Raw genomic sequence first — 22,141 nt, forward strand, 5'->3', positions numbered from 1 at the left:
CTAACCCTCTCGGCGTCGCTGCCGGGTCGGCTACGGCGCGACGATCTCCAGGTCCGACCTGTCCACCTCGACGTGCGCCCGCTGGCGGGACAGCAGCGCGGCGGCGGCCGGGTCGCCGGGCACCGCCCGGGCGGCGAAGGATTCCGGGTGCGCGACCATCTGCCCGCGCAGCGACACCCGGTCCCCCGTGGCGGCGACGAAGGGCGACTCGCCCGGCTGCCCCACCAGCCGGACCCACACCCGCTCGTCGGCGGCCGTGCCCAGCCAGAAACCCTCGTCGGACGGGACCGACTGCACGGCGACGCCCTCCGCGGTGACGGTGCGGCCGGCGAACCCGGAGAGGTCCCCGCCCGGCCCGGAGGACTTCTCGAGCGGCAGCAGGCTCGTGCCGCCGACCGTGAGGCCGCTCGACGCGCCCGGGTCCGGCGTGGTGCCGGCCCCGCCCAGCGGGTCCCACCGCACGAAGGCGGCCACCGCCACCAGCGAGCAGACGGCGGAGATGATCGCCCAGAGCCACAGCGGGGCTCCGAGACGGGGGCGGGCACGGACCCGGGCAGGATCCGCGACGAGGCCCTCCGGGTGCACGTCGGTCACGGCAGCTCCCTGCGGGTGGGATCGGGCGTGCGTCCGGGATCCCCGGGGTTTTCGCCGGTCAAACGCGTGTCACCAGAACGGCGCGAGCGTGCTCACGGTCCGTCGTCACGTCTTCCGGGCGCGGGCGGTCTCCCGGTCGTTGGCCTTCTCGATCTCCTTGACGAGCTCGTCCTTGTTCTTCCCGTCGGGATCGTCGATGTCGAGCTTCTTCGCGACGTCCACGAGGTGGCTCTTCTTCGCCTTGGCGTCGACGCCACCGGCGGTGTCGTCGTCCGACCGGGACTGCGGGGTGCTCTTCTCGGCCTGCTCGTCCGACGGGCCCGCCTCGTCCTTGGGCTCCCAGTGGTCGCCGACCTTCTCGTGGGTGTGCTTGAGCGAGGCGTAGGCCGCGCGGTGGGCGCGCTCGCCGTCGCCGTAGCTGTCCTCCGCCGACTCCAGCGTCTTCTTGTACGTGCGCACGGCCTTGTCGTCGGAGCGCGCGATCGTCGACGGGACGTCGTCGCGCATCTTCTCCGCTTCCTCGTGCTCGCCCGCCATGGGTCTCTCCCTCCCGTTCAGCTCTCCGCCGAGCCGGGCTCGGCCATCTTCCGGTGTGCTCCCGCCTTGAGCTTGTCCGGCAGCACGTCGTTCGCGACGCTCTGCGCCCGCGTGGACAGCGCGCCGGCGACGACCTTGTCCTTGCCGCCCAGCAGGGCGTCGATCCCCTGCTTCGCCACCTGGGCCGGGTCGTCCTTCGAGTCGGAGGCGCCGATCTTGGTGTCGTCCATCTCGGCGCGGTGGAAGAAGTTCGTGTCGGTGGGCCCGGGCATCAGCGAGGTCACGGAGACGCCGCTGTCCCGCGCCTCCAGCTCGGCCTGCACGGCCTGGGCGAACGACTGCAGGAACGACTTCGAGGCGTTGTAGACGGCCTGGTAGGTGCCGGGCATCTGGGACGCGATCGACGAGGTGATCAGGACCCGCCCCTCGTGCCGGGCGTCCATGTGCTGCAGCACGTGCTTCGCCAGCCGCACGGTCGAGGTGACGTTGACGTCGATGACGTCCTGCTCGGCGTCGAGGTCGTTCTCCACGAACGGGCCGCCGAGGCCGAGGCCGGCGTTCAGGGCGGCGACGGCGAGCGGGCGCCCCGTCGTCCCGACGGCCGCCCACACCTCCTCGACGCCCTCGCGGCGGCGCAGGTCGGCGTGCACGATCCTGACGTCCACCCCGCCGTCGGTCCCGCCGTCGGTGTCCGTGCCGGCTTCGCGGATCCTCCCGGCGGCGGTCTCCAGGGCCGCGTCCTCCGCGGTGACGACGAGGTCGTAGCCGCGGCGGGCCAGCTCGCGCGCGAGCTCCAGCCCGATACCGCTGGAGGCACCGGTGACCAGGGCGAGTTCTCGGGTCGACATGCCGGTCGGCTACCCGCCCGCGCCCCGGTCAACCGGCCGGGCCGGACTCAGCGGCGGTCGAGTGCGTCCGGCTTGTGGACGGCCTCGCTGTCGCTCTTCTCGCTGCGGACCAGGTACTGCGGCTCGTCCTTCGACGCCCGCACCGTGCGCCCCGCGGCCTCGGTGTCCTCGGTGATCTTCTTCAGCACCTCGCCCTCGGCCCAGCCCCCGTGGCTCTTCCAGCGGACCTTGTCACCCTTCGTGAACTCGCTCACCGTGTCCTCCCGGTTCGTGCCGGAACCCAGTGTCCGGACCCTGCGTCCGAACGGGCGTACCGGGCGATACCCGCAACGGCCGCGGAGCTCACCCCGGCTCGCCCGCCCGGGCGAGCCGCACCAGCCGGCGCGCCTCCCGGACCTCGGGCGGGGCGGGCGGGTCGGGCAGCAGGTGGGTGGCCCGGCGCAGGCCGGCCAGCAGCGCGGACGCGGCCAGATCCGTCGTCGGCAGGCCGGGCAGCCCGTACATCCGCCGGGCCCAGCGGGGCAGGGTGGCGAGCGCGGTCGTCGCGGTGGCCGAGATCGCCGTGCGGGTCCAGGTGGGGGCACCGGCCGGGGGCGCGAGCAGCCCGCCCACCGCGACCCGTGCCTCGTCCGTGACCCGCAGCCGCGGCCGCATCCGGGCGAAGTAGGCCGCGAGCTCGGCGCGCGAGGCCGGTACCGCGGCCGGGTCCAGGCCCACCACCTCCGCGGCCCGCACGCTCTCGGCCACGTACGCGTCGGCCTCCGCGGCGGTGACGATCCCGGCCCGCCGGGCGACGTCGACGTAGGAGTCGATCTCCCCGCAGTGCACCCACAGCAGGCCCTCGGGCGCGTCGATCGGGAACCCCCGGCCGCTCTCCGGGTCGACCCCGCGCAGCTTGTGGTGCAGCCGGCGCACCCGGGCGCCGGCGGCCTCCACCTCGGCGCGCGAGCCGAAGGTGCGGGTGCCGACGAACTCGACCGTCCGCTGGAAGCGCGGCCAGGCCTTGGCCGGGTCGAACAGCGCGCTGTTCTGGAAGGTGCCGCGCATGACCCACGGGTGCAGCGACTGCAGCAGCAGCGCGCGCATCCCCGCCACCCACAGGACGGGTTCGAGGTGCACGCGCCAGGTCACCGACTCCGGCCCGAAGAGGCCGTGGTCGGTCCGGAGTGCGGTGTCGACGGTCATCGGCGGCCTCCTCGGCAGAGGGTGTACTCAGCAGGCGTACCGCACCCGCAGCCACGGCGCGCGCCGGTGACGAGGTCGGTGACGGCCTGCACGCCCGCGCGCTCGGGCACGGTGCGGTGCCGGGCGTTCGCCATCCCGCTCCGGCTGCGCTCGGCCTGCGACGACGGCGGCGGTACCCGTCGCGCCGCCGGTCATCCGGCGCCACCGCCCCGGCCCGCGCCGACCTGCGCGGACACCTCCCGGTCCTCCTGCTCCGCCTGCAGGCGGGCCGCGATCAGCCGGAGGGCCTCGCGTGCGGCGGACCCGCAGATCTCCGCCGGCTCGCCCTCGAGGTCGAGCCGGAGCACCTCCTCCCCGCCGGGCTCGCCGGTGGCCGCCATGTGGACGGTGCCCGGCGGTTGACCGTCCTGCGGGTCGGGCCCGCCGGACCCGGTCAGCGCGACGGCGAGGTCGGCGCCGAGCAGCTCGCGCACCCGCCGGGCCATGGTCCGGGCCGCGGGTTCGCTGACGACCGGCCCGGCCGGGACCTCGAGCAGGTCGTGCTTGACCTCGCTGGAGTAGGCCACGATCGAGCCGCGGAACCACGCCGAGGCCCCCTCGGCCCGCGCGAGCGCGGACGCGACCATGCCTCCGGTGAGTGACTCGGCGACGGCCACGGTGCGCCCGGCCGCCGAGGCGCGCTCCGCGATCGTCGCGGCGATGTCGTCGAGGGTCTCTTCGCTCATGGGATGTGCTGCCTCGCGGTGGTTCGGGACAGGTGCCGGTGGAGTCGCCGTGCCGTCGTCGCCCGTGGAGCCGACACCTGTGGGATCGTCGGTGTGATCGTCGGGGAGTCGTTCGGCCTGCGGGCGATACCCCCCGCGGCGGGGGCGAAACGGGCACCCGGACGGCAGGTTCGGTACCGGCGTACGGAGCGGAGGTGGCCCGTGGAGGCCGAGCGCGAGTCCCGCGACGTCCGGGCCGATCCCGGGGACGACGCGGTCGCCGACAGCACCGCCGACAGCACCGCCGACAGCACCGCCGACGACGCCGCGTGGAACCGCCGGGAGCGGCGGGAGACCCCGACCGAGCGGCTGGACCGGAACTGGGCCGACCTGCTCCAGGAGCTGCGGGTGGCGCAGACCGGCGTGCAGCTGCTCACGGGCCTGCTGCTGACCGTGCCCTTCCAGAGCCGCTTCCCGGAGCTCACGGACCACCAGCGGGTGGTCTACCTCGTCACCACGGCCCTGTCGGTGATCGCCACCGGGCTGCTCATCGCGCCCGTCATGCTGCATCGGGTGCTGTTCCGGCTGCACGGGCGGCGCCCGCTCGTGGCGGCGGGCCAGCGGTTCGCGATCGCCGGGCTGGCGACGCTCGGGCTCGCCGTCGTCGGCGTGGTCGGGCTGATCTTCGACGTCGTCCTCGGTCCGACCGCCGGCGTGATCGCCGCCGCCGTGGCACTGGCCCTGCTCGGTGTGCTCTGGGGCCTGGTACCGGTCGCCGTCCGGCGGCGCCTGGGCGGTCCCTGATCCCGCGGCCCCCGGCCCCCGGCAGCGATGGCCGGAGTGCACGACCGGCGCTAACGTCGCCGAGCAGTGGGAAGGAGTGGAAAGGGGGACGACGTGCCGCACGGCGACACCACCGACGCACCCGTGCTCCGGGACGGGCTGGCGGAGGCCTTCGACCTGGTCGAGCGCACGCTGCAGGTGCTGAACGACGAGCTGGCAGCCGTGGGCGTCGAAGGCCGCCGCGACGGACCCGCGGGCCCGGGCGGCGCTGCCGCCCGTGGCGCGACCGACGACGGGTCCGTCTCGGGCAGCGGACCGGAGGCGCACGAGAACCGCGCGGTCCGGCTCGCCGCGGCCCGGCTCGCCCGGGCCCGCTCCGCGGAGCTGCATCGGCGACACGCCGAACTGGCCGAGCGGTTCATGGCGCTGCAGGCGAGCGTGCGGAGCACCCGTCGCGACGCGGGCGCGCTCCGCCGCCCCGCAGCGGGCCCGGCGCCCGTGGCCGATCACGTCGCGCGGATCGAGGAGGCCACCCGCGCCCTCCTCGGCGCCCGCGACACCGACGGCGCCTGCGCGGCGGCCGTGGAGGCGGCGCGGCGCGCCGTACCGGCCGCCGCGCACGTCGGGCTCCTGGTCGACACCGGGGACGGGCCCTCGGTGCGCGCCACGGGCGACCCGCTCGGCAAGCTGGCCTGCGCGCTGCAGACCCGCCTGGCCGAGGGCCCGGGACCCGACGCACTCCGCGACGGCGTTCCGGCGGTGGCCCGGGACCTCCGGGCCGCGGAGGTCACCGGTCGGTGGCCCGCGTTCGCGGGACCCGCGGTGCGGCTGGGGCTCCGGTCGGTCGCGGCGGTCCCCCTCCCCGGGGTGTCGCGCCGGCCCACCGCCGCCCTGCTGTGGCACGCGACCACGCCGGGCGCTCTCGGTGCGACCGAGCTCGTCAGCGCCAGGCTCTGCGCGGCGCAGGCGTCGGTGGCGTTGACCTGGGCCCTGCAGTCGGAGAACCTCGTCCGCGCGCTGGCCAGCCGGGATCTGATCGGGCAGGCCAAGGGCGTCCTCATGCACGCCCACGGCGTCGACGAGCAGGCGGCGTTCGAGATGCTGCGCGGCCGCTCGCGGGACACCAACACCAAGCTCGTCGAGGTCGCCCGGCGCGCCGTCGAGGGCGTGTCCCGCCGGACCGACCCCGAACGGCCCGGGGAACCGCCCACCGACCGGCCCTGACCGCGGAACGGCACCGACCGCTCGGCACCCGCTCGGCGACCGCTCGGCACCCGCTCAGGGCTCACGGTTGCGCATGAGCCGCTCCCGCATCACCCGGGCCAGTTCCGCCGAGTGCTCCGCCACGAGCCGGTAGCCCCCGTCGGGGTGCGGCGCCACCCCCTGCGCGCCGTCGAGGTAGCGCGCCATCGTCGCGTGCTCCTCCAGCGCGGCGATCGCCGTCCACAGCTTGGCCTCCGCCGCCTCGCGCTGGGCCGCCTCGAGCGACCGGGGGCTGTACTGGTGTCCCACGTGGCAGCGGAAGTAGCCGATGCGCGGCAGGTCGATCCGGGCCAGCCCGCCACCGCACTCCGGGCACGCCATCCGGGTCGTGGCGCTCTCGTCCGGCCGGAGGAAGGCCGGGTCCGGGCTGCCGGCCATGCCGTCGTCGACCGTCGGGATCCAGGGTGTCTCCGCCATGCGGTCACCTCCCAGGGGAAGCTCCTCCACCAGTGTCGCGAGCATCGGGCCGAGCCGGGCGGCGGGTGCCGCCCGGGCGTCCGGCACGGCCGCCGCCGCCGCGCGCGGCATCGAGCCGAAGAGGGCGTCGGCCGGGTCCTGCACCACCACCCGACCGCCGGCGCGGGCGACCAGGGCGGCGCCGACGGCACCGTCGTCCAGGGCCCCGGAGAGCACCGCCGCGACCACCCGCGGACCGCCGGCCCGTGCGGCCGAGGCGAACATCGCGTCGACCGCGGGGCGGTGCCGGTTGACCCGCGGCCCCGCGCTCAGCGCCACGCCGTCCCGGCTCACGAGCAGGTGCCGGTCCGGCGGGGCCACCAGGATCCGGCCCGGGCGCAACGCCTCCCCGTCGGCCGCCTGCTCGGCGGGGAGCGGCCCCGCGCGGTCGAGGACGCGGGCCAGGGTGCTGTGCGGGCGGTCCCCGGTGTGCACGGTGACGAGGACCGCCGCGGACAGGTCGCCGGGCAGGCCGGCGACCAGCTCGAGGAGCGCCTCGACGCCTCCGGCGGAGGCGCCCAGCACGAGCAGCGGTTCGGGGGCCACGCACCGGGTGTTCCCCGGGCGTGCGGGTCGAACCGTCCGGCGGTCGGTCGGTCGGGCCCGTACCGGGTACGGTGCGGCGAGGTTCGGACGGCACCCGCCCGGACCCGCCCGACGACGAGCCGAGAGGCGGTGCCCGTGCCGGACGTGTCCGCCGCTGGACCGTTCCCGGAGGGACCGACGGGCGCTGCGGGTCCTCCGCACGCCCCACCTCCGGGTGATGCCCCCGCGCCCCCGGACGCCACGGACCTCACGGCCGCCGCCGTCGTCGTGGTCGGGGCGTCGGCCGGCGGGGTGGAGGCGCTGCGCACCTTCGCGGCCTCGCTGCCCGTGGGCCTGCCCGCGGCAGTGGTCGTGGTCCTGCACATCCCGAGCGACGCGCCCAGCGCGCTCGCCGCGATCCTCGACCGGGCCGGGCCGCTACCGGCCGTGACGGTCCGGCACGGGATGCGGCTCGAACCCGGCCGGATCCACACCGCCCCCGCCGACCACCACGTGCTGGTCGCCGACGGGCACCTGCACCTGTCCCGGGGGCCGCGGGAGAACGGCCACCGTCCGTCGATCGATCCGCTCTTCCGTTCCGCCGCCGTGGACTTCGGCTCCCACGCGATCGGGATCGTGCTGTCCGGCAACCGCGACGACGGGACCGCGGGCCTCGTCGTGATCGCCCGCCAGGGCGGCACGGCGCTGGTCCAGGAGCCGGCGGAGGCGTTGTACGCCGGGATGCCGCAGAGCGCCCTCGACCACGTCCCGGGAGCCAAGGCGCTCCCGGCGGCGAAGCTGGGGGCCGCGGTCGCCGAACTCCTCCAGGACCCGCACGGCGATCCGGCCGACCCGGACCCGCCAGGGGCGGACCCGCTCGCGGTCGAGGAGACCGGTGTCGCGGCCGCGACGGTGCCCGGCCCCCTGCCGGAGCTGGGCGAGCCCGCCCCGCTGTCCTGCCCGGACTGCGACGGGGTGCTGTTCCGCCTGGACGGCGAGCCCGGGCCGCGGTTCCGCTGTCGGGTCGGGCACGCCTGGTCCCCGGCGAGCCTGGCCGCCGAGCAGTCCGACAAGGTCGATGTCGTGCTGTGGGCCGCGCTGCGGGCGCTGGAGGAGAAGGCGGCCCTGCAACGCTGGCTGTCCGACTCCGCGGGCGCGAACGGGCGCCCCCTGGCCGCCCGGGCGCACCGGCGCCGGGCCGACCGGACCGGGTCGGAGGCCGGGCTGTTGCGCCGGATGCTCACGCTCGACCTCCCGGAGGACTGAGCGCGGGCCCGGTATCGGCTAGGCTCCCCGAGCGCCCCGCCTCATGGCGGACCTTTCGAGGGGAGCGGGAGAGAAGTCGTTGTCGCACCAGCCGGATCCGGCCTTCGAAGCCCTGCTCCAGCACCTGAAGGTCAACCGCGGCTTCGACTTCACCGGGTACAAGCGATCCAGCCTGATCCGCCGGGTGGACCGCCGGATGTCGCAGGTCGGCCTCACGGACTACGCCGAGTACCTGGACTACCTGGAGCTCCACGCCGAGGAGTTCACGGCGCTGTTCAACACCATCCTGATCAACGTCACCGGGTTCTTCCGGGACCCCGAGGCGTGGGAGTACCTGAGCACCGAGGTGCTGCCGACGTTGCTGGCCGCCAAGAGCCCCACCGAGCCGCTGCGGGTGTGGAGTGCGGGCTGCGCGTCCGGCGAGGAGGCCTACACCCTCGCGATGGTGCTGGCGGAGATGATGGGCACGACGGAGTTCCGTGACCGGGTGAAGATCTACGCCACGGACGTGGACGAGGAGGCCCTGACCCACGCGCGGCACGGCACCTACTCCGACCGCGAGATCCGCGGCATCCCGCCGGAGCTGCGGGAGAAGTACTTCGAGCGGACCGGCGGCCGGTTCGCCTTCCGCAAGGACCTGCGCCGGTCGGTGATCTTCGGCCGCAACGACCTGGTGCAGGACGCCCCGATCTCCAGGATCGACCTGCTCGTCTGCCGCAACACGCTGATGTACTTCAACGCGGAGACCCAGGCCCGGATCCTGACCCGGTTCCACTTCGCCCTCGCCGAGCCCGGCGTGCTGTTCCTGGGCAAGGCCGAGATGCTGCTCAGCCACGGCGCGCTGTTCCTGCCGATCGACCTCAAGAGGCGGACCTTCCGCAAGGCGCCCCGGACGGCTCCGCCGAACGGCACCCTGTTCCCCGACATGCCGCCGGCGTCGAGCCGGGCCCCGTTGGTCGGCCTCGACCTGCTGCGCAGCGAGGCCGTGCTCGCCTCGCCGCTCGCCCAGGTGGTGCTCACGGACGACGGCGTGACCGCCGTGGTCAACCGACAGGCCGAGGTGCTGTTCGGGGTGTCGACCCGCGACATCGGCCGACCCTTCCGGGACCTCGAGCTCTCCTACCGGCCGCTGGAGCTGCGCCGGCACATCGAGAAGGCGCAGACCGAGCGGCGCACGGTCCGGGTCACCGACGTCACCTATCACCGCGGCCCGGAGACGATGCACCTGGAGGTGCAGGTCAGCCCGCTCGTCGGATCGGGTACCGAGGTCCTCGGCGTGAGCGTCGCCTTCCACGACGTCACGGACTTCCGCCGGCTGCAGGACGAGCTCGAGCAGGCCAACCGGCAGCTCGAGACCGCCTACGAGGAGCTCCAGTCCACCAACGAGGAGCTCGAGACGACCAACGAGGAACTCCAGTCGACGGTGGAGGAGCTGGAGACCACCAACGAGGAGCTCCAGTCCACCAACGAGGAACTGGAGACCATGAACGAGGAGCTCCAGTCCACCAACGACGAGCTGCAGACGATCAACGACGAGCTGCAGGACCGCACCGGCGAGCTGGACCGGACCAACGACTTCCTGGAGACGATCCTGACGAGCCTGCGGGCGGGCGTCGTGGTGGTGGGCACCGAGCTGCACGTGCAGATCTGGAACCACCAGGCCGAGGAGCTGTGGGGTCTGCGCCGGGACGAGGCCGTGGGCCAGCACTTCCTCAACCTCGACATCGGCCTGCCGCTGGACCGCGTGCGGCCGCTCGTGCGCAGTACCCTCTCGGGCGAGGACGGACCGCAGGAGGCGGTCCTGCCGGCGATCAACCGGCGCGGCCGCAGCATCGACGTCCGGGTCATGGCGAGCCCGCTGCACGGCGAGGGCGACTCGGTCGTCGGGGCGATCCTGACGATGGAGGAGTCGGCAGCCGACGGCGCTCCTGCCCGGTAGCGACGGCGGGGGGTGGCCGTGGGCGCGGACGAGGCCGACTTCGTGGCCGAGGTCGAGCGGCGGCGGGCGGAGATCGACGCGCGGCTCGAGCAGCTGCGCGCGCGGCGCCGCGAGCTCGCCGCGCGCCGGCGCCGGGGATCGAGCCCGGAGGACGTGGAGGCCGCCGAGGAAATGGCCCGGGCGGCCCGGCGGCACGCCGAGACGGCGCACGAGCGGGCCGCCCGCCGGCATCTGCTCGCCGCCGAGAGGCACGAGGCCGCGGCCCGGACCCTCATGGCGACCGGGGACCTGGGCGCCGCCGAACGACACCGGAAGGCGGCGGCGGAGCAACGTCGTGCGGCGCGCCGCTCCCTCGACGACGCAGCCGCGGAGCGGTCGACGGAGTGACCCCGACCGGCCGGTGACCCGGTCGTCATTGCGTGCGGAGCAGGGCCCAGACCGTCTTGCCCACGACGTGCCGGCTCGTCCCCCATCCGTCCGCGAGCTCGGCGATCACGTGCAGTCCCTGCCCGGTGGCGGTGTCCGGGTCCGGCACGCCCGGGCCCTCGTCCCGCGCCCCGACCCGCAGCCCGGCACCGTCGAGCGTCAGCAGCAGGGTCCGGCGCCCACCGCCGTGCAGGACCGCGTTGGCCACCAGCTCGTCCGCGACGAGCTCGGCACGGGCGGGGGTGCCGGCAGGCAGCTCCCACTCCCGGCAGGCCTCGCGCACCAGGGCGCGCGCGAACCGCACGGCGAGCACGGTCTCGGGCAGCTCGGTGCTGCGCCGGACGCGCGCCGGACGGCACGACAGCAGGGCCAGCGCCTGCTCGCGGTCCTCGGCCACGCCGACCTCGCGCTGGATACCGCTGCGCCGGAGCGCGGCCGTCAGCCGCTCCCGGGGCGCGACCAGCACGAGCCGCGCGGCGGGCCAGCCGCCCGCACCCGCCAGGCTGCTCGCGAACAGGACGAGCAGCGAGGGCACCACCGGATCGAGGTCGTGCACGTCGACCAGCAGGGACCCCCGATCGAGCAGCAGCTTGCGCAGCGCCTCCTCCGCCCGGGAGGCCGTGCGGACCGTCAAAGGCCCGTCGAGGACGAGGACCGGGACACCACCCTCGTCGACGCGGCACGTCAGCTCGTCGTGTGACACACCCGCCCTCCGTGCTCGTCGTGGGTCACCGGATGGCGCTCCCGGTCGGGTCTGCAGCGCGTACCACGCCGCCACCGGTTCATGCCCGACGTCCCGAGGCCGGCCCCGGCCCGTCCGCCGACCCGTCGCCGGCCGACCCGTCGCCGATCAGGGCCCAGACGGACTTGCCACTGCGCGTCGGGGTGACCCCCCAGGTCCGGCTCAACTCGGCGACGGCCCGCAGACCCAGACCCTGGGACTCCGCGGTGAGGACGGGGCGGGCGGACGACCCGTCGCGTACCGAGATCCACAGACCGCGCCGCGAGTGGGCCAGCCCGAGCTCGCCCGGGCCCATCGTGTGCTCCACGACGTTGCTGACCAGTTCGTTCGCCACGATCACCGCCCGGTCGACGACATCAGCGGGCAGGCCCCAGTCCTCGCCCGCCGAGCGCAGCACGAGGCGGGTGAACGGGGCCGCCTCCGGCCCGCCGGGCAGGTCGGTCGTCCTCCGCACCCGAGCGGGACGCCGCTCGAGCAGGGCCAGGGCCTCGGGCAGGTCGCGCGCGACGGGCACCTCGCGGTGCCGCCCCGCCTGCCGCATCCCGTCGACGACCGGCCCCCCGGCCGCGAACACCACCAGCCGGGCCGCCGGCCAGCCCCCGGTGGCGGCCAGCGCAGCCGGGAAGGAGGCCAGCACCGCGGTGGAGGACAGCTCCAGCCGGGTGACGTCGACCAGCAGACGCCCGCGGTCGAGCAGCTGTTTGCGCAGGAGCCCGTCGAGCTCCGGGCCGGTGCGCGTACCGAGGACCCCGTCGACTGTGAGCAGGCACGCGCCGGACGCCTCGGCCACGGTGGTGCCGAGCAGTGCCTCGCCCCGCATGGGTCCTCCCGACGGTGTGGCGGGTCCTCCCGACGGTCTCGCGGGCTTCCCGCCACGATCCCCGCGCGGCCGCCCGATCGCAACATCCGGGCAATCATCGGATGCCCCGCTCGCCGAGTGCGGCGGATCGGGCCGTTTCCCGGCAGGTCACCCGGGTAGGCGAGCCTGTGCCCACGACCACGCTCACCGTGCCGGGACGTCCTCCGGTCGAGAACCGGGACGGTCCGCACGCCTACGACGATCTCGAGCCCCTGCTGCGCGCGCACGCCCAGAACGGGACCGGGGACCCCGAGCACGTGCGGCGCCGGGAGTTCCTCATCACGCAGTTCCTCCCGTTGGTGCGCAACATCGCCCGGCGCTACGCGACCTCGGCGGCGGAGGACCTCGAGCAGGCCGGCGTCGTCGGCCTGATCCGTGCCATCGACAACTACGACCCCGACGTGACGACGGGCGGGCCGCTCGCCTACCTCGTCCCGAGCGTCCGCGGGTCCATGCTGCGTCACCTGCGCGACCACACCTGGGCCCTGCGCGTACCGCGCGCCGTCAAGGACCTGGCGGTCGCGGTCAACCGGGCCACGGTCGACCTCACCCAGCGGCTCGGCCGCGCCCCGCGGCCCAGCGAGATCGCCGCCGAGCTCGACCGGCCGCTCGACGAGGTCGTCGAAGCCCTCGACGCCCTGGCCGGGCACCGCGCCGACAGCCTCGACGAGCCCGAGTCGCAGACCGGGTTCACCGCCGGGGACCGGCTGGGTGCCGCCGACGCCGGGCTCGACCTCGTCGAGCACAGCGGCGACCTGCGGCGGCTGATCGCCGCCCTGCCCGAGCGGGAGCGCACGATCCTGCTGCTGCGCTTCTACGGCGAGTACACGCAGACCCAGATCGCGGAGAAGGTCGGCATCTCGCAGATGCACGTCTCCCGGCTGCTCGCCCGCACGCTCGCGCACCTGCGCGCCGAGCTGCGCCGCTGAACACGAGGCCCGGACCGCCGGCGGCCGGGCGCGATCGCGACGCCCGGACACCGGTGGTCGGCCACGGCGGTCGGCTCAGCTCGTTGAGCGGTTCGTGAGCCGGTCCCGCAGCCGGTCGACCAGGCCCACGCCCGGCCCGGCCATCTTGTGGAACATCTCCTCGTTGGGCGCGCCGGGGTGCGGCCGGGTCGGCGCGACCTTCTTCGCCTGCTCGACCTTGCGCCGCAGCTCCAGCAGGGTCTCCTGCGACATCCGTCGGCGCATCTCCGGGAACTGCTCACCTTCCTCCTCCTGCACGTGGTGGCGCAGGGCCCGGGTCAGGTCGGCCACGAGCGTGTCGAACCGCGGGTCGTCGCCGTCGACGCCCTCGAGGTCCTTCATGATCCGCTCGAGCGTGTTGTGCTCCTCCTTGTCGTGCTCGACGGTGTCGCCACCGTGGTCGAGCGACTTCGACATCGCCGGGTAGACGTACATCTCCTCGGCGACGGAATGTCTCACCACCTCGGCGATGGCGGTGTCGGCCATGTCCCGGCGCTCCTGCGCGTCCCGCGTCGCGGAAATCCGCTCCAGGAGGTCGAGCACCTGGTGGTGGTCCTCGGTCAGTTCGTCGACGACGTCGGCGCCGGAGGGCACGTCGTCGCGGGCGACGGTCTCGGTCATGGGCGGGGCCTCCTCGTGGGGGGTCGGTCCGGACCGGGCGGCTACCCCGCCGACGCCCCCTCAATCCGGGCCGGTGTCCGAGCTCTGCCGCGGAACCGGTCCGGTTTACGACGACCGGCGGCGGGCATCCGCGCCGCGCCGGCCGAGCGCACGCGCCGGTCCGTCGCGGTGGAGCAGACGCCGCGTGTCCCCGCCGTCCACGGACGGCGCCGTCGAAGCCCCTTGAGGAGCCCGCATGTTCCTGCACCGTCAGGAGTTGCAGTTCAAGGCCACCCCCGACAAGCCCGACGCCGTCTACGCCCGCAAGCTGCAGGAGGTGCTCGGCGGTCAGTACGGCGAGATCACCGTCGCCATGCAGTACATGTTCCAGGGCTGGAACATGCACACCCCCGGCAAGTACCGGGACCTCGTCTTCGGCATCGCGTCCGAGGAGATCGGGCACGTCGAGATGCTGGCGACGATGATCGCCCAGCTGCTGGAGAAGGCCCCGCTCGGGGTCACGAAGGACGCGCTGCAGGACGACCCGACCGTCGCCGCGGTCATCGGCGGCACCGACATCCAGCAGGCCGTGGTCGCGGGCGCGGGCGCCCGCCCGGTCGACAGCATGGGCAACCCGTGGCAGGGCAGCTACGTCACCGCCAGCGGCAACCTGCTGGCCGACTTCACCGCCAACGCCAACGCCGAGATGCAGGGCCGCACACAGGTCGCCCGGCTCTACCACATGACCGACGACCCCGGCGTGCGCGACCTGCTGTCCTTCCTGCTCGCCCGCGACACCATGCACCAGAACATGTGGCTCGCCGCGGCCGAGGAGCTCAAGGAGGCCGGCGCGGAGAAGTTGCCCGTGCCGAGCAACTTCCCGCAGAACAAGGAGTTCACCGAGGTCTCCTACCAGTACCTGAACTTCTCCGACGGCGCCGAGGCCGGAGCGGGCCGCTGGGCCTCGGGACCCACACCGGACGGCAACGGCGAGTTCACCTACCACGAGGGGCCGACCACCTCGGCCCCGATGCCGCCGCCCACGCACCCGGACAGCCGCTTCTACGGCACCACCGAGCTGCCGAACACGATGGAGAAGGCCGCCGGTCTGGCTCAGGACACGCTGCACAAGGAGTGAGCCCCGCCCCCGGCCGCGGGCGCGGGCGCGCCGCCCGCGGCCGGCTCGGGCTCGGGCCTCATCCGCCCGCACCGGGCGGCCGTCGTCGAGCAGGTCGGTGCGCAGGCTTTCACCGGGCGGGCAGCCACCCGACGTGCGCCTGCGAGACCCGAGTCCGGTCGCACCCTCAGGTGGCGGTCAGCAGCGCGACGCCGGGCCCGGCCCGGCGGACATCCGCTGGATGCGGCGCAGGACGTCGGTGCTGGGGAAGCACCCCTCCCGCGACTTGTCGATCAGCAGCTCGACGTACTCGGGCACCATGTGGGCCGGGATCGACTCCTCGATGAGGTCGAGCTGGGTGCCGCTGGGGAACGGGTCCTGCCGCACGGTGTCGAACAGGAGGCGGATGAACATCTCGCGCGGGTGCGGGCGGTCGGCGCCCCGGTCGGCACCGTCCGCACGGTCGCTGTCGTCCCGGCGGGACGTCGGCCGGTCGGTCGAGGTCATGGTCGCTCCCCGTGGTTCCGTCGGTTCGGGCACGCTCACCCGATCGGGGTTCGGGTTCCCGCAGGCCCCGGCCGCCAACCGTCCGTCACAGCCCGTCCGTCACAGCCCGTCCGTCACAGCCCGCTCGTCACAGCCCGTCCGCGCCCTCGGACCGGAGTTCCTCGGAGTAGGCCACGGGATGGTCCTGGCCGCGTTCGGTGAACCACTCGTTGAGCGCCGCCGCGATCACGTCGTGCTGCGCCCAGCTGGGTTCGCGGCGTAGCTCCAGGGTCTCCCGGAGCTCGTCCTCGGTCAGCATGCCGCCCAGGGCGACCTGCGCGGTCCACAACTCGCGCAGCGTCAGCTCGCACAGCGCGAACCCTGCGCGCAACGCCGGTGCCGATCGCATCGTCTCCGCCGCCCGCGCCCGCTCCCCGGCGTCGTCGTTCATCCCGGACACACCGCACGGATTGCCACTGGTCCTCCTTCCCAACCCCGGCCGCGACGACGGATCACACCGCGTGCGACACCGGTCAGCCGCGCTCCTCGGTCAGCCCCTCCCGCAGCCGGGCGAGGGTGCGGGACAGCAGCCGGGAGACGTGCATCTGCGAGATGCCGAAGTGCTCGGCGATCTGGGTCTGCGTCTTCTCGCCGAAGAAGCGCATCACGAGGATGCCGCGCTCCCGCTCGGGCAACTCGGCGAGCAGCGGGCGGAGCGCCTCGCGGTTCTCCACCTTCTCCAGGTTGTGGTCCAGGTCGCCGAGGCTGTCGACGACACCGGTGCCGGGCTCGTCGCCGGCGACGGCCTCCAGCGGCGCGGCGTGCTGGTTGGCCTTGGCGTTGAGCGCCTCGACGACCTCGCCGACGTCGGCGTTCAGGTGCCGGGCCAGCTCGCTCGGCTTCGGGGCACGGCCCAGCCGGTGCGCCAGGGGCCCCGTGGCCCGGGTGATCTCGACGCTGAGCTCCTTGAGCCGCCGCGGCACCCGTACCGACCAGGTGCGGTCGCGGAAGTACCGGAGCATCTCCCCGCGCACGGACGGGATGAGGAAGCCGAGGAACTCACCCTGGGCGCGCTCCGGGTCCCACCGGTCGATCGCGTTGATCAGCCCGAGCGTGCCCACCTGCACCAGGTCCTCCTGGCCACCGCGGTAGCCCGCGCCGTGCCGTGTGGCGAGGTTCCGCACCACCGGGAGGAAGGCCACGATCAGCTCGGAGCGCAGCCGGGCGCGCTCCGGCGAGCCCTCGGGCAGCGCGGCGAACCGGCGCAGCCTCGGCATCTCGTCGGCGTACTCGCTGGGCCGGCCGATCGGCGCCGGCTCGGGGGCCGGCTCGGGGCTCGCGTCGCGGACGTCGGACAGGGCGTGCAGGGTCACGTCGCTCCTCGCCGTGGTCGGGGGCGGGCGGGCCGGAGCGGTGGGGTCACGCGTCCGGGTCACCCGACGGGACCCGGACGACGCCGCGACCCCCCGGGGCGGTCTCGCCGGTACGGGCCGTCGGTCTCGACCCTCCTGCGGCCCGGGTCCCACCCCGCCCGCGTCGCCAAACGATCGGTGTCGCGCGTCACACACACCTCGGCCGCTGCACCGTCCGGCGGCACTGCCGCCGGGCCGGACATCGTATCGTCGGCCGATGCCGAGCGAGCGGGACCGGGTCTGGACGGAGTCGATGCCCGAGGCCTACGCCGGCGGGCTGGAGGCGCCGGTGTTCGCGCCCTTCGCCGCCGAGCTCGCCAGCCGTGCGAGCACGGGCACGCCGCGGCGGGTGCTCGAGATCGCCGCGGGGACCGGTGTCGTGACCCGCGCGCTCGCCGAGTCGCTGCCGGGCATCGACCTGCTCGCCACCGACCTCAATCCGGCGATGGTGGGGCACGGCGCCCGCCGGGAGCCCCGGGCCCGCTGGGAGCAGGCCGACGCCGCTCGTCTCCCCGCCCCCGACGGGACGGTGGACCTGGTGGTCTGCGGCTTCGGGGTGATGTTCTTCCCGGACCGCCCGGCCGCGTACGCCGAGGTCCGGCGCGTACTCGCACCGGGTGGCCGGTTCCTGTTCACCACCTGGGACGAGGTGGCGACCCACGCCTTCGCCGACGCCCTGTGCGCCGGGCTGCGCGCGGCCTTCCCCACGGATCCGCCGCGCTTCGTCGAGGACGTGCCCCACGGCTACCCGGCCCCGGCCCGGGTGCGGGCCGACCTCGCGGCGGCCGGGTTCACCGACGTCGAGCTCGAGCGGGTGGTCCGGACCGGCAGCGCGCCCTCCGCCGCCGCGGTGGCGGCCGGCTTCTGCACCGGCACCCCGCTGCGCGCCCAGATCGCCGAGCGGGGTGACCCGGGGGTCGCGCTCCGGACGGTCGGCGACACGATGACCGTGCGGCTCGGCCGCGGCGAGGTCCGCGGCGAGATGGCGGCCTACGTGGTGGAGGCACGCCGCTAGGCCGGACAGGCCGGGCCCTCTCCGGCCGCACGGTCGTCCAGCGCCGCGGCGAGGGTGGGGGCGAGCCGGAGGACCTGGTCCATCGCGGTGAGGGTGACCGGCCGGAGCACCGCCGCGTTCGCCGCGCCGGTCACCACGACGAGCGTGGCCGAGCGGGCGCGGGCGGCGTCGTCGAGGTCGGCCAGGACCGCGATCCCGTGCGAACCGAGGTAGGTCAGGTCCGACAGGTCCAGGACCAGCCGCACGCCCCGGCCCAGCCGCGGCTCCGCGGCCCGCCGCACGGCCTCGGCGTGGGCGACGTCGATCTCCCCCGCGACGGCCAGCACCACCGTGTCCGCCGCGGGCTCGGCCACCCGCACCCGCACCCCGCCGACGCACGTCCCGTCCACCCTCAGGTCGACCTCCCGCCATCCGAACGCTCTCACCGTCCGGACAGCGCCGGGGGCCCGCGGGGCGTTACGTGGTCAGGCCGCTCCGGCGGAGTGCACCGCGAAGGCGGTGAGGAAGCCGAGCGCCGTGATGAGCCCGGTGAGGACGTGGGCGCGTTCGAAGGCCTCCGGGATCATCGTGTCGGCCAGCATCGCGAGGATCGCGCCGGCCGCCACCGCCGTGATCACCGCGACGACCGTCGGGGACACCCCGTCGAGGGCGACGTAGCCGACGAGCGCGCTCAGCCCGCTCGCCAGCGCGATGCCGCCCCACACACCGAAGACGTAGCGGGCCGGCCGGCCGGCGCGCTTCATGCCGGCCGCGCTGGACAGCCCCTCGGGGACGTTGGAGATGAAGATCGCGGCCAGCACGGCGGGGCTCACCCCGCCACCGCCGAGCAGGGTGAGGCCGAGCACCACGGACTCGGGCACCCCGTCGAGCAGCGCGCCGACCGCGATGGCCGCCCCGCTGCCCGACCGATCCTCCTCCGAGGGCTGCTGGCCGCCGGAGCGCTTGCGGTGCCGCGCGCCGCGCCGGTCCAGCGCCGCGTTGGCCAGCACGTACACGACCGCCCCGGCCAGGAACCCGATCGCGGTCGCGCCGACACCGCCCTGCCGGGCCGCCTCGTCGACCAGCTCGAACGCCAGTGCCGAGATCAGCACGCCGGCGCCGAACGCCATGATCCCGGCGACGATCTTCGGTGGGACCCGGACGAACCAGGCGACGGCCGCCCCGAGCACCAGCGCCCCGCCCGCGAGCAGGCCCCACAGTCCGGCCAGGATCCAGGTCGGCACGGCCACCCCCTTCGTCCGTGATCACCGGTCCGGCACGTACCCGTCCCCCACGGGCCCTACGCACCCGGCCCCGGGCCCCGATCGGGGCACTCCGGCCACCCGGCAACCGCTCCGCCCTGCGGACGATCACCGGCCCGGGTAGCGTCCGGCCCGGCGTTGCGCGCCGGGGTGAAACAGTCCGCCCGTCGACCTGCACGATTCCACGACGGAGGGAGTGACCCCACGTGTTCGTCGGGCCCCGATGCGATCCGGCCGTCATGGTCGCGCGCCCGGCGGGCGCGCGATGACGGCGGGCCTGACCACGCCGCCCGTCGGCGGCGAGGCGAACGGCGATGGGGCGGACGGGGAGGACCGGCCGTCGGAACCGTCCGACGCCCGGGAGACCCCGCCGGAGAGCGAGTACGCCGACCTCATGCCGGCCCTCTACGCCTTCGCGGAGCTCGACCCGGCCGACCCGCGGCGCCGCACGCTGCGCGACGAGCTCGTCCTCGGTTTCCTCCCGGTGGCCCGCCACCTCGCCAAGAAGCACAGCCGCGGCTACCCCGGCGGGCTCGACGACCTGGTGCAGGTGGCCACGGTCGGGCTGATCTCCGCGATCGACCGCTGGGACCCCGAGCGCGCCCAGGGCGAGTTCCTCGGCTACCTCATCCCCTGCGTCCGCGGGGAGATCCTGCGCTACTTCCGCGACCGCACCTGGTCGATGCGGGTCCCGCGGCGGCTGAAGGACCTCGGCGTGGCCGTCCGCCGCGCCACCGGCCCGCTCTCCCAGCAGCTCGGCCGCGCACCCCGGCCCAGCGAGCTCGCCGCGCACCTGAACGTCGAGGTCGACGAGGTCATCGAGGCCCTCGACGCCCAGGCGAACCAGAGCGCGGGCTCGCTCGACGCGGTCGCCGGCGACGAGGAGGGCGACACCCCGCTCGCCGACCGGCTCGGTGAGCTGGACCGCGAGCTGGACCTCGTGGAGTACCGGGACGCGCTCCGCCCGCTGCTGAACCGGCTCCCCGAGCGCGAGCGGACCATCGTCATGCTGCGCTTCTTCGGGGAGATGACCCAGACGCAGATCGCGGAGCGGGTCGGGATCTCGCAGATGCACGTCTCCCGGCTGCTCTCCCGGACCCTCGCCGAGCTGCGCCGCGGGCTGCTCGACGACGACCCGCCCGCGGCCGTCGGGCAGCGGGACGCGGGGCCCCGGGTCAGCCGGCCGCGACCGTCGCCGCAGGTTCCAGCCGCGCGGTCTCACCCCGGTGCAGCACCCGGAGCCCCGCCTGCAGCCCACGGTCGTACAGCTCCTGGGTGAAATGGCTCAGCGGCGACCGGAACACGTCGTAGTCGTCGTAGTGCACCGGGATCGTGGTACCGGGGCGGAACGTCTCCACGAGGTCCGCGCCCTGCCGCGCGTCCATCGTGACGAGGACCCCGGCGACGCGCGTCCCGCCGAGGTGCGCGACGAGGACGTCGGGCGGACCGAAGCGTTCGTGAACCCTGTGCAGGAACGGACGCATCAGGGTGTCCCCGGTCTGGTAGATCCGCAGGACCGTGCCCCCGGCCCGCTCGAGCTCCAGCACCGCGCCCATCACCGGCGGCAGGGCCCGGTGCACCACGGCGGGGCCGTGCTGCCCGGGCACCGCGGTGACGCGCAGGAGGTCGTCGTTCCGGGTGGTCTCCCAGCTCTCCCAGGTGCGCACTCCCTCGGCCGCGCGGAAGCCCTGCCGCCGCAGGCGGCGCTCGGCGTGCGGCGTCGTGACGATCGGGACGGCCTGCGGGAGGCCGCGGCGCGCGCGCCGGTCGAAGTGGTCGCCGTGCAGGTGGGACAGCACCACGGCGTCGAGCAGGGGGCAGGTCCTCCGGCCCGAGCGCCGGCTCGGTGCGGCGTCGGCTGGTGAGGCCGTGCCCCAGGTAGGCCCGCTCACCGCGGTGCAGGAAGTTCGGGTCGGTCAGGACGGTGAAGGGGCCCAGCCGCTGCAGCGTCGTCGCGGTGCCGACGAAGGTCAGCGAGGAGCCTCCGGGATCGGGGTTCGGGTCCACTCGAAGAGCCACCCCGGGGCGGTACCCCGCGCGGACACCCTCACTCCCCCGGCGGCCGGGAGTCGGGCATGTCGAGGGCCGGGCGGCGGGAGGTGTGTCGACGACGTGCGTGGGCAGCGCCGTGCTCCCGTCACCCGGCCCGGTGGGTGATCCCAGGTCTTCCGGATGTGCTCTCGCTGTGCGCTACCTCCTCCCGCTCGGCGGCGTTGCTGATGGAACGTCTTCCGGATGTGCTCCGGCTGTGTCCTCCCTCCGCTCGCTCGGCGATGTCGCTGGAACGTCTTCCGAGTGTGCTCCGGCTGTGTGCTCCCTCCCCTCGCTCGGCGGTGTCGGTGACGGATCGTCGACCGTCCGGTGCCTCGTCACGGCGGACCGTCCGGCCGGTGTGCGGACGACGACGGTGGGGTCGGGCGGGTCAGCGGGCGCCGCTCCCCGCGAGTGCGGCCCGCCGGGACGGCGGCTCCGGTGCGAGCTCGTCCGGCTCGTCGGGGACGACGCCGTCGAGTGCCGGGCGGGGTTCCGCACCGGTGAAGGCCGTGAAGCCGAAGCGGACGCCGCCCGCGCCGACCGTGTGGCCGGGGTGCGGTCCGTGTCGCAGGTGGGAGGTGTCGGCCCGCACGACGCCGGCGGCGTCGGCGGCGTCCAGCCGGGCGAGCAGCCGCGCCAGGGCGACCGGTGCGTCCGTGGGCGGCGTGGAGGTCTGGGCCAGGGTGCGGTGCAGCGGTTCGGTACGCCAGCCGCCGCGATCACCGCTGCCGACCGGCACCGGGACGGAGACGGTGAGCAGCCAGTGGGCCGCCTTGCCGGACAGCGCCGGGGTGGGGTGCACGGTGATCTCGGTGGCCTGGTCGGCCCGGACGAGGCTGCCGTCGTGCAGTTGCAGCCAGACGGAGGCGAGGCTCACGGGGGCTCCTGGGAGGGGGAGGGCTCGGCGGGGCGCGCGGGGGTCGGAGGGGACGCCGGAGGGGACGCCGGCGGGGACGCCGGCGGGGACGCCGGCGGGGGGGCGCCCCCCCCGGGGGGGCGGGCCCCCCCCCGGCGCGCCCGGGGCGGCGGCGGCGCGCGCCCGCCCGGCCCGGCGGGCCCACCGCCGCGTTCGCCGCGCCGGACCCCACGACGAGCGTGGCCGAGCGGGCGCGGGCGGCGTCGTCGAGGTCGGCCAGGACCG

General features: G+C 75.2%; 26 protein-coding genes. 9 read left to right on the forward strand and 17 right to left on the reverse strand.

Features of this window, described 5'->3' with window-relative positions; genetic code table 11:
• Nucleotides 1-30: 30 nt before the first annotated feature.
• From ACL02T_RS31495 to ACL02T_RS31520, 6 genes are all read right to left on the reverse strand, one after another.
• Nucleotides 31-594, reverse strand: coding sequence for a hypothetical protein (locus ACL02T_RS31495; protein ID WP_412834448.1), 564 nt, complete (start codon nt 592-594; stop codon nt 31-33).
• A 105-nt stretch (nt 595-699) separates the two neighbouring features.
• The gene (locus ACL02T_RS31500; RefSeq protein WP_412834449.1) at nt 700-1,131 is read right to left on the reverse strand and encodes a ChaB family protein; all 432 of its coding nucleotides are present in this window, start codon (nt 1,129-1,131) and stop codon (nt 700-702) included.
• Between the two features lie 17 nt (nt 1,132-1,148).
• On the reverse strand, nt 1,149-1,979 hold the full coding sequence (locus tag ACL02T_RS31505) for an SDR family NAD(P)-dependent oxidoreductase (protein WP_412834450.1): 831 nt from the start codon (nt 1,977-1,979) through the stop codon (nt 1,149-1,151).
• 47 nt (nt 1,980-2,026) lie between these two features.
• Nucleotides 2,027-2,233, reverse strand: coding sequence for a hypervirulence associated TUDOR domain-containing protein (locus tag ACL02T_RS31510; protein ID WP_412834451.1), 207 nt, complete (start codon nt 2,231-2,233; stop codon nt 2,027-2,029).
• A gap of 88 nt (nt 2,234-2,321) precedes the next feature.
• Nucleotides 2,322-3,164 (reverse strand): oxygenase MpaB family protein, encoded by an 843-nt coding sequence (locus ACL02T_RS31515; protein ID WP_412834452.1) that lies wholly within the window; start codon nt 3,162-3,164, stop codon nt 2,322-2,324.
• A 191-nt stretch (nt 3,165-3,355) separates the two neighbouring features.
• Entirely contained in the window at nt 3,356-3,889 is a 534-nt protein-coding gene (locus tag ACL02T_RS31520; RefSeq protein WP_412834453.1) for a CinA family protein, read from the reverse strand.
• 201 nt (nt 3,890-4,090) lie between these two features.
• Here ACL02T_RS31520 and ACL02T_RS31525 point away from each other — a divergent pair, with 201 nt between their 5' ends.
• Both ACL02T_RS31525 and ACL02T_RS31530 read left to right on the forward strand, forming a co-directional pair.
• Nucleotides 4,091-4,672, forward strand: a complete 582-nt coding sequence (locus ACL02T_RS31525; RefSeq protein WP_412834454.1) for a DUF6328 family protein — start codon at nt 4,091-4,093, stop codon at nt 4,670-4,672.
• Between the two features lie 93 nt (nt 4,673-4,765).
• Nucleotides 4,766-5,875 (forward strand): GAF and ANTAR domain-containing protein, encoded by a 1,110-nt coding sequence (locus ACL02T_RS31530; protein ID WP_412834455.1) that lies wholly within the window; start codon nt 4,766-4,768, stop codon nt 5,873-5,875.
• 54 nt (nt 5,876-5,929) lie between these two features.
• On the opposite strand, the gene ACL02T_RS31535 is transcribed toward ACL02T_RS31530, so the two are convergent.
• Nucleotides 5,930-6,916, reverse strand: coding sequence for a chemotaxis protein CheB (locus ACL02T_RS31535; RefSeq protein WP_412834456.1), 987 nt, complete (start codon nt 6,914-6,916; stop codon nt 5,930-5,932).
• Between the two features lie 135 nt (nt 6,917-7,051).
• Between ACL02T_RS31535 and ACL02T_RS31540 the strand changes: the two genes are divergently transcribed.
• Genes ACL02T_RS31540 through ACL02T_RS31550 form a run of 3 tightly spaced genes read left to right on the forward strand, consistent with a single transcriptional unit; the run spans nt 7,052 to nt 10,487 of the window.
• Entirely contained in the window at nt 7,052-8,161 is a 1,110-nt protein-coding gene (locus ACL02T_RS31540) for a chemotaxis protein CheB (RefSeq protein ID WP_412834457.1), read from the forward strand.
• A 43-nt stretch (nt 8,162-8,204) separates the two neighbouring features.
• Nucleotides 8,205-10,100 carry a CheR family methyltransferase gene (locus ACL02T_RS31545; RefSeq protein WP_412834458.1) on the forward strand — a complete coding sequence of 632 codons (1,896 nt, stop codon included), beginning with the start codon at nt 8,205-8,207 and terminating at the stop codon, nt 10,098-10,100.
• An 18-nt stretch (nt 10,101-10,118) separates the two neighbouring features.
• Nucleotides 10,119-10,487 (forward strand): hypothetical protein, encoded by a 369-nt coding sequence (locus tag ACL02T_RS31550; protein WP_412834459.1) that lies wholly within the window; start codon nt 10,119-10,121, stop codon nt 10,485-10,487.
• 25 nt (nt 10,488-10,512) lie between these two features.
• Here ACL02T_RS31550 and ACL02T_RS31555 read toward each other — a convergent pair whose 3' ends face one another.
• Both ACL02T_RS31555 and ACL02T_RS31560 read right to left on the reverse strand, forming a co-directional pair.
• Complete coding sequence (locus ACL02T_RS31555) at nt 10,513-11,229, reverse strand: ATP-binding protein (RefSeq protein ID WP_412834460.1); 717 nt, start codon at nt 11,227-11,229, stop codon at nt 10,513-10,515.
• Between the two features lie 79 nt (nt 11,230-11,308).
• On the reverse strand, nt 11,309-12,088 hold the full coding sequence (locus ACL02T_RS31560; protein ID WP_412834461.1) for an ATP-binding protein: 780 nt from the start codon (nt 12,086-12,088) through the stop codon (nt 11,309-11,311).
• 167 nt (nt 12,089-12,255) lie between these two features.
• Between ACL02T_RS31560 and ACL02T_RS31565 the strand changes: the two genes are divergently transcribed.
• On the forward strand, nt 12,256-13,056 hold the full coding sequence (locus ACL02T_RS31565) for a sigma-70 family RNA polymerase sigma factor (RefSeq protein WP_412834462.1): 801 nt from the start codon (nt 12,256-12,258) through the stop codon (nt 13,054-13,056).
• Between the two features lie 75 nt (nt 13,057-13,131).
• Here the strand turns inward: ACL02T_RS31565 and ACL02T_RS31570 are convergent, their stop codons facing one another.
• Complete coding sequence (locus ACL02T_RS31570; RefSeq protein ID WP_412834463.1) at nt 13,132-13,716, reverse strand: hemerythrin domain-containing protein; 585 nt, start codon at nt 13,714-13,716, stop codon at nt 13,132-13,134.
• 235 nt (nt 13,717-13,951) lie between these two features.
• On the opposite strand from ACL02T_RS31570, the gene ACL02T_RS31575 reads away from it, so the two are divergent.
• Entirely contained in the window at nt 13,952-14,833 is an 882-nt protein-coding gene (locus tag ACL02T_RS31575) for a manganese catalase (protein WP_412834464.1), read from the forward strand.
• A 177-nt stretch (nt 14,834-15,010) separates the two neighbouring features.
• Here the strand turns inward: ACL02T_RS31575 and ACL02T_RS31580 are convergent, their stop codons facing one another.
• From ACL02T_RS31580 to ACL02T_RS31590, 3 genes are all read right to left on the reverse strand, one after another.
• Nucleotides 15,011-15,319: a hypothetical protein gene (locus tag ACL02T_RS31580; RefSeq protein ID WP_412834465.1), complete on the reverse strand. Its 309-nt coding sequence runs from the start codon at nt 15,317-15,319 to the stop codon at nt 15,011-15,013.
• Between the two features lie 127 nt (nt 15,320-15,446).
• Nucleotides 15,447-15,749, reverse strand: a complete 303-nt coding sequence (locus tag ACL02T_RS31585) for a hypothetical protein (protein ID WP_412834466.1) — start codon at nt 15,747-15,749, stop codon at nt 15,447-15,449.
• An 82-nt stretch (nt 15,750-15,831) separates the two neighbouring features.
• Nucleotides 15,832-16,671, reverse strand: coding sequence for a SigB/SigF/SigG family RNA polymerase sigma factor (locus ACL02T_RS31590; protein ID WP_412834467.1), 840 nt, complete (start codon nt 16,669-16,671; stop codon nt 15,832-15,834).
• Between the two features lie 256 nt (nt 16,672-16,927).
• Between ACL02T_RS31590 and ACL02T_RS31595 the strand changes: the two genes are divergently transcribed.
• Nucleotides 16,928-17,725, forward strand: coding sequence for a class I SAM-dependent methyltransferase (locus tag ACL02T_RS31595; RefSeq protein ID WP_412834468.1), 798 nt, complete (start codon nt 16,928-16,930; stop codon nt 17,723-17,725).
• Here the strand turns inward: ACL02T_RS31595 and ACL02T_RS31600 are convergent.
• Entirely contained in the window at nt 17,722-18,114 is a 393-nt protein-coding gene (locus ACL02T_RS31600) for an STAS domain-containing protein (protein WP_412834469.1), read from the reverse strand. The two genes, ACL02T_RS31595 and ACL02T_RS31600, sit on opposite strands and share 4 nt — an antisense overlap.
• Before the next feature lie 75 nt (nt 18,115-18,189).
• Complete coding sequence (locus ACL02T_RS31605; protein ID WP_412834470.1) at nt 18,190-18,948, reverse strand: ZIP family metal transporter; 759 nt, start codon at nt 18,946-18,948, stop codon at nt 18,190-18,192.
• A gap of 283 nt (nt 18,949-19,231) precedes the next feature.
• Between ACL02T_RS31605 and ACL02T_RS31610 the strand changes: the two genes are divergently transcribed.
• Nucleotides 19,232-20,245 (forward strand): SigB/SigF/SigG family RNA polymerase sigma factor, encoded by a 1,014-nt coding sequence (locus tag ACL02T_RS31610; RefSeq protein ID WP_412834471.1) that lies wholly within the window; start codon nt 19,232-19,234, stop codon nt 20,243-20,245.
• Here the strand turns inward: ACL02T_RS31610 and ACL02T_RS31615 are convergent.
• Together ACL02T_RS31615 and ACL02T_RS31620 are read right to left on the reverse strand one after the other, a co-directional pair.
• The gene (locus tag ACL02T_RS31615; protein ID WP_412834472.1) at nt 20,142-20,858 is read right to left on the reverse strand and encodes an MBL fold metallo-hydrolase; all 717 of its coding nucleotides are present in this window, start codon (nt 20,856-20,858) and stop codon (nt 20,142-20,144) included. The genes ACL02T_RS31610 and ACL02T_RS31615 overlap by 104 nt on opposite strands.
• A gap of 530 nt (nt 20,859-21,388) precedes the next feature.
• Nucleotides 21,389-21,877, reverse strand: coding sequence for a hypothetical protein (locus ACL02T_RS31620; protein ID WP_412834473.1), 489 nt, complete (start codon nt 21,875-21,877; stop codon nt 21,389-21,391).
• Nucleotides 21,878-22,141: the final 264 nt, after the last annotated feature.

This window comes from Pseudonocardia oceanicola, from assembly GCF_047200735.1.
GTDB lineage: Bacteria > Actinomycetota > Actinomycetes > Mycobacteriales > Pseudonocardiaceae > Pseudonocardia.

Bases quoted from the DNA above. Each gene is read 5' to 3' on its own strand.
- ACL02T_RS31500 (WP_412834449.1), bottom strand. From the start codon at position 1,131: ATGGCGGGCGAGCACGAGGAAGCGGAGAAGATGCGCGACGACGTCCCG.
- ACL02T_RS31505 (WP_412834450.1), bottom strand. From the start codon at position 1,979: ATGTCGACCCGAGAACTCGCCCTGGTCACCGGTGCCTCCAGCGGTATC.
- ACL02T_RS31515 (WP_412834452.1), bottom strand. From the start codon at position 3,164: ATGACCGTCGACACCGCACTCCGGACCGACCACGGCCTCTTCGGGCCG.
- ACL02T_RS31520 (WP_412834453.1), bottom strand. From the start codon at position 3,889: ATGAGCGAAGAGACCCTCGACGACATCGCCGCGACGATCGCGGAGCGC.
- ACL02T_RS31545 (WP_412834458.1), top strand. From the start codon at position 8,205: ATGGCGGACCTTTCGAGGGGAGCGGGAGAGAAGTCGTTGTCGCACCAG.
- ACL02T_RS31560 (WP_412834461.1), bottom strand. From the start codon at position 12,088: ATGCGGGGCGAGGCACTGCTCGGCACCACCGTGGCCGAGGCGTCCGGC.
- ACL02T_RS31570 (WP_412834463.1), bottom strand. From the start codon at position 13,716: ATGACCGAGACCGTCGCCCGCGACGACGTGCCCTCCGGCGCCGACGTC.
- ACL02T_RS31575 (WP_412834464.1), top strand. From the start codon at position 13,952: ATGTTCCTGCACCGTCAGGAGTTGCAGTTCAAGGCCACCCCCGACAAG.
- ACL02T_RS31580 (WP_412834465.1), bottom strand. From the start codon at position 15,319: ATGACCTCGACCGACCGGCCGACGTCCCGCCGGGACGACAGCGACCGT.
- ACL02T_RS31585 (WP_412834466.1), bottom strand. From the start codon at position 15,749: ATGAACGACGACGCCGGGGAGCGGGCGCGGGCGGCGGAGACGATGCGA.
- ACL02T_RS31595 (WP_412834468.1), top strand. From the start codon at position 16,928: ATGCCGAGCGAGCGGGACCGGGTCTGGACGGAGTCGATGCCCGAGGCC.
- ACL02T_RS31610 (WP_412834471.1), top strand. From the start codon at position 19,232: ATGACGGCGGGCCTGACCACGCCGCCCGTCGGCGGCGAGGCGAACGGC.